The sequence below is a fragment of the Achromobacter semiaridum genome (genome assembly GCF_053543755.1).
Window position 1 is genome coordinate 19,062 of sequence record NZ_JBLVOL010000043.1, and the last position, 3,385, is coordinate 22,446.

Annotated in this window: 3 protein-coding genes and 1 tRNA gene; 3 read left to right on the forward strand and 1 reads right to left on the reverse strand. The window is 62.5% G+C overall.

Going from position 1 to position 3,385, the window contains the following annotated elements:
- Positions 1 to 62: 62 nt before the first annotated feature.
- Positions 63 to 395, reverse strand: coding sequence for an ElaB/YgaM/YqjD family protein (locus ACNPP0_RS13030; protein ID WP_046805506.1), 333 nt, complete (start codon positions 393 to 395; stop codon positions 63 to 65).
- Positions 396 to 738: 343 nt separating this feature from the next.
- Between ACNPP0_RS13030 and egtD the strand changes: the two genes are divergently transcribed.
- From egtD to ACNPP0_RS13045, 3 genes are all read left to right on the forward strand, one after another.
- Positions 739 to 1,716 (forward strand): L-histidine N(alpha)-methyltransferase, encoded by a 978-nt coding sequence (egtD, locus tag ACNPP0_RS13035; protein ID WP_448706109.1) that lies wholly within the window; start codon positions 739 to 741, stop codon positions 1,714 to 1,716.
- Positions 1,717 to 1,751: 35 nt separating this feature from the next.
- Complete coding sequence (egtB, locus tag ACNPP0_RS13040; protein WP_448706110.1) at positions 1,752 to 3,068, forward strand: ergothioneine biosynthesis protein EgtB; 1,317 nt, start codon at positions 1,752 to 1,754, stop codon at positions 3,066 to 3,068.
- A 139-nt stretch (positions 3,069 to 3,207) separates the two neighbouring features.
- A tRNA-Met gene (locus tag ACNPP0_RS13045) sits at positions 3,208 to 3,284 on the forward strand.
- Positions 3,285 to 3,385 lie beyond the last annotated feature (101 nt).

The window sequence follows — 3,385 nt, forward strand, 5'->3', positions numbered from 1 at the left end:
GGCGCGCCCGGCGCGCGTACTACCCGGCCCAAGGCCGGTGGTGGTCTCATGGCGACCGCGGCTTAACGCCGGCCGCTGGCCACCAGGCAGCCCAGCAAGGCGCCTACCAATGCCGCCACGCCCACCGACTTCCAGGCGTGCTCGTGCACGTATTCATCGGCGTACGCCTTGGCGCGATAAGCACGTTCGCGTGCAGCGCCTTCCCAGTCACCCGCATGGTGGCGGGCTTCGGCAAGTTGCGACTTCAGCCGAGCACGGGCGGATTCAATCTCGGAGCCCGTATAAGAAGCCGTCGAACGCAAGAGGTCCTCGGTTCCAGAGAGCAGATCGCGGAAGCTATCGTTGACCCGGTCACGGTGCAGAGCCATCTCGGCGCGTTGGTGCTTTCGATTCATAGTCGCTCCTTTGAAGATTGGGGTCGCAAGGGTGGAAGGCTACGCCGCGTTGTCGCAACGTCAACGACGCCACCCCGTTGACCATGTCCCCATTGTGCCGATCATTTCGCGTCGCCGCTCCAGCTTTCGCAACCAGCCGTAATCCGATATTTCAGCGGCCCGAAACTTGCTGTAGGGCTACCGCGAAGCGCCGGGCATGCGGCATCCCCGATTCGGCCCGCTGCTTCGATTTCGTAAAAGTCCATTGCATTCAGCGGCTTAGCGCTTGACACCGCAGCCCCCCTGGCCGCCACAATAACCCCCTTGCAATGCGCTTCAACTGCCTCAAAAAAGGAATGAACGCATGGTTTCCCCTTCCGCAATGCTTGCCCCCGCAGCGCCGTCTTTCGTGGCGCACGAGGCCCAGGCCACCCGTTCCGAACAGGCAGAGCTGCGGGACGGCCTGCTGGACGATCCGGCGCATATCGATCCCAAGTTTCTGTACGACGCGCTGGGCTCGTCGCTGTTCACGGCCATTACCCAACTGCCCGAGTACTACCCGACGCGCTGCGAAGCCGAGATTTTTCAACATCACGCGCAGGACATCGCCCGCCACATCGGGCCGGTGCAATCAATGATCGACCTGGGCGCGGGCGATTGCGTCAAGGCCGAGCGCCTGTTCGCGCGCTTGCGCCCCAAGCACTACATCCCCATCGATATCTCGGCCGACTATCTTCAAGCCGCCGTGGAACGCCTGTGCTTGTCGTACCCCGACCTGGAGGTGGCCCCGGTCGGGCAGGATTTTTCACAAATTCTTGCGCTACCGGCGGGCGTTCCCGCAGCGCAGCGCCTGTTCTTCTATCCCGGTTCCAGCATCGGCAACCTGAATCCCGATGATGCGCTTGCCATGCTCAAGCGCATCCGGGCGCAATGCGCCGGCGGCGGACTGCTGGTGGGCGTGGACCGGGTCAAGCCCAAGCAGGTGCTTGAGCCCGCTTATGACGATGCGCTGCACTTGACCGCGGCGTTCAACCTTAATTTGCTGCGGCATGTGAACAGCGTGCTGGACAGCGATTTCGACGTGGCCGACTGGCGCCACGTCGCCTTGTTCAACAGCGCCCGGTCCCGTGTGGAAATGCATCTGGAAGCGCTACGCGCGGTGCGTGTGTCATGGCCCGGCGGTCAGCGCGAATTTCGGGCGGGTGAACGCATCCACACCGAAAATTCCTACAAATTCACGCCGCAAGCGTTCTCGGACCTGCTGCAACGCGCGGGCTTTGGCGACATTGCCCATTGGTCGGATTCGCGCGGCTGGTTTTCGGTTTTCAGCGCCCGTGCATGACGCGGGCAGTTCATCAACGCCACTGGAGGATCGCCATGGAACCTGCCTGCCTGCTGACTCACCCCGCCACCGGACCCTACGCAAGCGGGCAGGCCGGCCAGCATGACCGCTACGACGCGGTGCGGTCCACCAGCACCGCGCTTGCGGCGCCGCTCAGCCCTGAAGACTGCCAGGTGCAGTCCATGCCGGACTGTAGCCCCGTCAAGTGGCACCTGGCGCATACCACGTGGTTCTTCGAGACCTTTCTGCTAACGCATTTCCACCCGGCCTACAGCGTGTTTCACCCGCAGTACCGGATGCTGTTCAATTCCTACTACAACGCCATCGGCGCCAAGCATCCGCGACCGCAGCGGGGGCTGCTGTCGCGCCCAGCCCTGTCCGAAGTCCAGCAATATCGCCAGCATGTCGATGCGGCCATGCACGACCTGATCTCGCGGCTGGGTGGCAATGACCCGGCGTTTGATTCGCTGCTTGACCTGGGCTTGAACCATGAACAGCAACATCAGGAACTGATCCTGACGGACCTGAAACACATGCTGTCCTTCAACCCGCTCAAGCCCGCGTACGTGGCGCCGGGCTCGCCCGCACTGCCACCGGCCACGCCGGCCGGTTGGACACGCTATGGCGGTGGCATCACGCGCATTGGCCACGACGGCCGAGGTTTCGGTTTTGATAACGAAGGCCCGGCGCATGAAGTCTTGTTGGGGCCTTACTACCTGGCCGACCGCCTGGTCACCCAACACGAGTTCCTGGAATTCATCCGCGACGGCGGCTACAAGCGGCCCGAATTGTGGCTATCGGCCGGTTGGGACCGCGTGTGCGCCGAGGGCTGGCGCGCACCACTTTACTGGCAAGGCCAACGCGACGACTGGCAGGTGTTCACGCTACGCGGCCTGCGGGAAGTGGAATTGCAGGCGCCCGTCACGCACGTCAGCTATTACGAAGCCGACGCCTATGCGCGCTGGGCCCGCGTGCGCCTGCCGCGCGAAGCGGAATGGGAACACGCCGCGCGCCAGCAAACCGACCCGGTATTTCCGGGCCGCGCCAACATGCTGGAAAACGGCCACCTGGACCCGCGTCCCGCCCCCGCCCGCAATGCGTCCGGCGGACCGGTTCAGCTCTTTGGCGACACCTGGGAATGGACGGCAAGTTCGTACGACGCCTATCCCGGCTACAAGCCCGATGCGGGCGCGGTCGGCGAATACAACGGCAAGTTCATGTGCAACCAATACGTGTTGCGCGGCGGCTCGTGCGTGACGCCACGCGTCCACGTCCGGGCCAGCTACCGCAACTTTTTTCCACCGGAAGCACGCTGGCAATTTTCGGGCATTCGGCTGGCGAGGGATGCGTGACGCGAGTTGCTGATGTATAGCTTGCCGCCCGCTTGCACGCGAAAAAAGTTTTATGCTAGAATTTCGTTCTTCGTTGATCAGCGACACGGATTTGGAAACAAACCGGGCACTGAAAAGCGAAGAAAGCAGGAAAGAAGTTGGCGCATTAGCTCAGCCGGTTAGAGCGACGGAATCATAATCCGCAGGTCCCCTGTTCGAATCAGGGATGCGCCACCAGAATTTAAAAAGGCCCTCACTTCGGTGAGGGCCTTTTGCATTGCGGGTATGGGTATGGGTATGGGTATGGGTATGGGTATGGGTATGGGTATGGGTATGGG

Excerpts from the sequence above, each read along its gene's own strand:
- egtB (WP_448706110.1), top strand. The coding sequence starts at position 1,752 with ATGGAACCTGCCTGCCTGCTGACTCACCCCGCCACCGGACCCTACGCA.
- ACNPP0_RS13030 (WP_046805506.1), bottom strand. The coding sequence starts at position 395 with ATGAATCGAAAGCACCAACGCGCCGAGATGGCTCTGCACCGTGACCGG.
- egtD (WP_448706109.1), top strand. The coding sequence starts at position 739 with ATGGTTTCCCCTTCCGCAATGCTTGCCCCCGCAGCGCCGTCTTTCGTG.